Genomic DNA, 3999 nt, shown 5'->3' with positions numbered 1-3999 from the left:
GGGCCCGCACTCCCCCTGTGGCGGGCCCGGCGCCGAGTCGTGTGCGGGGGGCGCGGTTCTGGTGTTGCGACTATCGGTTCAGTCCTCAGACCTCAGACCTCCACCAGCAGCTCCGTCAGCCCGCGGATCACATAGCCGGGCCGCCACTCCGGCTCCCGGACCAGCCGCAGCCCCGGCGCGGCGCGGAGCAACGCGCCGAAGGACGCGGCGAGTTCGATACGGGCCAGCGGGGCACCCAGGCAGTAGTGGATACCGGCGCCGAAGCTGAGGTGGGGGTTGTCTGCGCGGGCGAGGTCGAGCGTGTCGGGCCGCTCGAAGCGGGCCGGGTCGCGGTTGGCCGAGCCGAAGAGCAGGGCGACCTCGCTGCCGCGCGGGATGAGGGTGTCGCCGACCCGGATGTCCTCCAGGACCCAGCGCTCGAACAGCTGGAGCGGAGTGTCGTAGCGCAGCAGCTCATCCACAGCGGTGGACAACAGCGCGTCCGGGGCATCCCGCAGCCGGGCCAGCTGGTCGGGGTGGCGGAAGAGCGTCCACCAGCCGTTGCCGGTGGTGTTGACGGTGGCCTCGTGGCCCGCGTTCAGCAGCAGCACACACGTGGACACCATCTCCTGCTCGGAGAGCCGGTCCCCCTCGTCGTGCGCCGCGATCAGCGCGCTGATCAGATCCTCGCCCGGGTCCTTGCGGCGGGCGGCGATCAGCCCCCGCAGATACGCCGAGAACTCCTCCGACGCCCGCACCGCGCGGCGCGCCGTCTCCTCGCCCGGGTTCAGCTCGAACATCCCGCAGATGTCCGCCGACCAGGGGCGCAGCGCCGGGCGGTCGGCATGCGGAATGCCCAGCATCTCCGCGATGACCTCGACCGGCAGCGGTTCGGCGACCGCCGCGATGAGGTCGCCGCCGCCGGAAGCGGCGAACGAGTCCGCCAGCCCGGCCGCCAGCCGCCGGATCGTCGGCACCAGCCCCTGGACCGTGCGCGGGGTGAACGCCTTGGAGACCAGCCGCCGCAGCCGGGTGTGGTCCGGCGCCTCCAGGTCCAGCATGCCGTTGCCGTTGAGGGTGTGGAACGGCTCGTGCTCGGGCGGCGGGGCGGTGCGGCCGAACTCCTCGTGGGTGAAGCGGTGCAGATACGTACGGCCCAGCCGCCGGTCGGTCAGCAGGGCGCGCACATCCTCGAAGTGCGGGATCAGCCACTGGCGGGAGGGCGCGAACCAGTGCGCCCTGCCCCGCTCACGGAGGCTCGCGTAGGCCGGGTAGGGGTCGGCGACGAACGACGGCTGCCACGGGTCGAAGGCAGGGGCTGCGCTGGTCATGACCGGACCGTATCGCCGGACCGGCCCGTCCTCCAGAGCGCTCCGGGTGTCGTCGGCGGTCGGCTCGCGTGATCGGCTCGCGCGGTCGGGCTCGCGGTCGGCTCGGCCGTCAGCCTCCCGGGGTCACGAGCCGCGCCTCGTACGCGAAGACCGCGGCCTGGGTGCGGTCCCGCAGGCCGAGCTTCACCAGGATCCGGCTCACATGGGTCTTCACCGTCGACTCCGCCACCACCAGATGCTGCGCGATCTCCGCGTTGGACCGGCCCTGTGCGACCAGTACCAGCACCTCGTTCTCCCGCTCGGTCAGCTCGTCCAGCCGCACCTGCTGGCCCGGCCGCGCCGCCCCGGCCAGCGCGGGCCCACCGGCCTGCGAGAACGTCGCGATCAGCCGCTTGGTGACGGTGGGCGCCAGCAGCGCCTCCCCGGCCGCCACCACCCGCACCGCCTCGCCGAGCTGACGGGCCGAGGCGTCCTTGAGCAGAAAGCCGCTCGCCCCGGCGCGCAGCGCCTGGTAGACGTACTCGTCCAGGTCGAAGGTGGTCAGCACCAGCACCTTGGCGTCGGCGTCCGCCGCCACGATCTCCCGCGTCGCCTCCAGCCCGTTCAGCACGGGCATCCGGATGTCCATCAGGACCACATCCGGGCGCAGCGCCGCGACCTGCGCGATCGCCTCGCGGCCGTCGACCGCCTCACCGACGACCTCGATGTCCGGCTGGGCGCCCAGCAGCACGGAGAAGCCCTCGCGGACCATCATCTGGTCGTCCACGATCAGCACGCGGATGGTCGTCATGCCTCCGGCTCCGCCGCCGTCTCCGGGACCGCCGTCTCCCTCACCGATGTCTCCGTCACCGCCGTCTCCGGGGCCGGGATGAAGACGGTGACCTCATAGCCGCCGTCCTCCTCCCGCGCCCCGGCCCGTATCTCCCCGTCCAGCATCGCGACCCGCTCCCGCATGCCGAGCAGCCCATGGCCCATGCCCGGCGAGGGCGGCACCGCCTTGGTGGGCGGCCCGTTGACTATGCGCAGCCCGAGACCGCCGAGCACATGCGACACCTCGACCCGCGCCGTGGAACCCGGGGCATGGCGCAGCGCGTTGCTCAGCGCCTCCTGCACGATGCGGTACGCCGACAGCTCCACGCCCTGCGGCAGCGGGCGCACCGCGCCCGTCGTCACGTAGTCGACCGTCAGGCCCGCCGCCCGCACCCCCGCGAAGAGGCCCTCGAGCGCGGCCAGCGTGGGCTGGGGCGCCTCGGGGTCGGCGTCCATATCGATGTCGTCGGCCCGCACCACCCCGAGGACCCGGCGCAGCTCGGTGAGGGCGATCACCGCGTTCTCCCGGATGGTCGCGAAGCTCCTGGTCAGCTCCTCGGGCGGGTTCTCCACCCGGTACGGGGCGGCCTCCGCCTGGATGGCGATGACGGACATGTGGTGCGCGACCACGTCATGCAGCTCCCGCGCGATGGTCGCGCGCTCCTCCAGCGTGGTGCGGCGGGAACGCTCCTCGACGGTCACCGACTCCTGCACCGCTATCCGCCGCTTGCTCTCGCGCAGGGTGCGCGCGGTCACGACGGCGCAGAGCACCAGCCCGGAGACGAACAGCATCTGGACGCTGTCCGAGGTGATCCGGCTGTCGGCCAGCATCTGGAGGGAGTCCGAGGTGTACCGGCTGTCGGCGTCGACGTACTCGGCGACAGCCGCGAGAAGGGCCGTGAGCAGCCATATCTCGGTGGCCGCCCGGGGACGCGACCGGGCCGCGACCACCACCATCACCAGGACGTGGGAGATGGCCAGCGGAATGGGCCACGGCCAGCCCACCGTCTGATCCAGCCCCAGCAGCCCCAGCCCCGTCGTGGCGCTCGCCCCGAACGACAGCCACCAGGCGCCGACCGGCCGGAACAGCGTCAGCAGCAGCGGCACCCCGCTCAGCAGGGCCAGGACCAGGCTCATGTCGTTGTCCACCAGGAAGACCGACTGCGCCATGACGTAGAACGCGCAGGCCGAGAGCGCGGCATGCGGCAGCCAGCCCACATATCGCCGGGCCCGCTCCGGGGCCCGGCGCATCAGCGGATGCCCGGAACTCAGCGGCGGCAGCGGGCGGATGGCGAACGCGTCGTCGATCAGGTCCTGCCGCAGGCCGGACAACGCGCTGCGGGCGATGCGGAGTTCGGTCCGCGGAAGGGTCTGGGTCACGCCTCATACCGTAGGCAGCGGGCGGGCCCGCGTCGTCCCCAGCAATGGTGATTGTCCGGAGTCCCTCTCAAGTACTACGAGGGTGATGGCCGCGCGGCGGCCCGGGCGATCTCGTCGGCGACCGTGCGGGCGGCGGCGGTCGCCGGGTCGATCAGCGGAAAGTGCCCGACGGCGGCGATGCGCACCACCCGCGGCGGCTCCCCGGCGACCGCCCCGGCCGCGGCGAAGGAATCCGCGACCTGCGGCGGAACGTCGACGTCCGTGCCGCCCTGCACGAGGACCGTGGGCACGCCGGTGGGCAGCAGCGCGGCGGGATCCGCGAACGGAAGCCGCGCCGCGAGCCGGTCACCGAGCAGTTGGTCGACGGCGTCCGAGCACACCCGCAGCGCGCGGGCGGCGGTGAGATCCGCGATCGGCGCGAGCGCGACCACGCCGCGGAGCGGGGGCGGCGCGGGCAGATGCCACCGGGCCTGCGGCGGCAGGCGGTGCCGGGCCGCCG

General features: G+C 73.3%; 4 protein-coding genes. All 4 read right to left on the bottom strand.

Going from position 1 to position 3999, the window contains the following annotated elements; all coding sequences use genetic code 11:
- Positions 1-92: 92 nt before the first annotated feature.
- Complete coding sequence (locus EEJ42_RS33490; protein ID WP_123105797.1) at positions 93-1310, bottom strand: cytochrome P450; 1218 nt, start codon at positions 1308-1310, stop codon at positions 93-95.
- Positions 1311-1419: 109 nt separating this feature from the next.
- On the bottom strand, positions 1420-2100 hold the full coding sequence (locus EEJ42_RS33485) for a response regulator (protein WP_123105795.1): 681 nt from the start codon (positions 2098-2100) through the stop codon (positions 1420-1422).
- Positions 2097-3500: a sensor histidine kinase gene (locus EEJ42_RS33480; protein ID WP_123105793.1), complete on the bottom strand. Its 1404-nt coding sequence runs from the start codon at positions 3498-3500 to the stop codon at positions 2097-2099. The genes EEJ42_RS33485 and EEJ42_RS33480 overlap by 4 nt, the downstream gene beginning before the upstream one ends.
- 74 nt (positions 3501-3574) lie before the next feature.
- Positions 3575-3999, bottom strand: a 425-nt coding sequence (locus tag EEJ42_RS51305; RefSeq protein ID WP_484422021.1) for an alpha/beta hydrolase, incomplete at its 5' end; no start/stop codon positions are given.

The organism is Streptomyces botrytidirepellens, from assembly GCF_003721215.1.
GTDB classification, from domain to species: domain Bacteria; phylum Actinomycetota; class Actinomycetes; order Streptomycetales; family Streptomycetaceae; genus Streptomyces; species Streptomyces himastatinicus.
This window is presented reverse-complemented; position numbering and strand designations above follow the sequence as displayed.

What these genes read in the sequence shown, in the direction of transcription:
- EEJ42_RS33490 (WP_123105797.1), bottom strand. Translation starts at nt 1,310, where the DNA reads ATGACCAGCGCAGCCCCTGCCTTCGACCCGTGGCAGCCGTCGTTCGTC.
- EEJ42_RS33485 (WP_123105795.1), bottom strand. Translation starts at nt 2,100, where the DNA reads ATGACGACCATCCGCGTGCTGATCGTGGACGACCAGATGATGGTCCGC.